At 44.8% G+C, this 681-nt stretch carries 1 protein-coding gene; it reads right to left on the reverse strand.

What is annotated here, in order from left to right:
- The coding region (locus KIV40_RS27800) for an ROK family protein (protein WP_285352425.1) at positions 1 to 681 on the reverse strand (681 nt) is incomplete at both ends.

Consider the following 681-nt stretch of genomic DNA (forward strand, 5'->3'; position numbering starts at 1 on the left):
TCGGATGTTTATCGATTTCAGATGCTACAATAGGCAAGCCGCTATGGAAAGTCGTTAGAGATTGATTCTCTACATTGCGCTTGATTGCGGGGAAAACAATGTCTTGAGCCTTGGTAATTTCACCAGCAATGATCACTTTTTGTGGGTTAAACAAGTTAATTGTCATTGCGATGGCTTTGCCCAATTGGTTACCGACGCGAACTAAACTCTGTTTTGCCAGCTCATCACCATTAATCGCATGGTCACACACATCTTGAATCGTAATTCGTTCAAGTTCAGTTAAAGAAGACTCGTAGCCCTGCTTAATCAGTTTTTGAACGCGTTCAACGATAGCTGGGTTCGCAGCCACAGTTTCTAGGCAGCCGAAGTTGCCACACTGACATTGCTCACCAAGTGGATCGACTTGAATATGACCAATCTCACCAACATTGCGGTTATGGCCTAAGAATACTTGGCCATTCACAATGATACCTGCACCTGTACCACGGTGAACACTCACCAAAATAGAATCTTGGCTATCTTGGCTTGCACCGAAGTAGTGTTCAGCGAGTGCCATACCACGAACGTCGTTACCAACGAAACAAGCAACGTGGAAGGTGTCGCGAATGATGTCGCTTAGCGCTAGATTATCAATATCGGTATTTGGCATGTACTCAACAACACCGGTTGTTGGGTTCACTA

The sequence above is a fragment of the Vibrio sp. D173a genome, assembly GCF_030248475.1.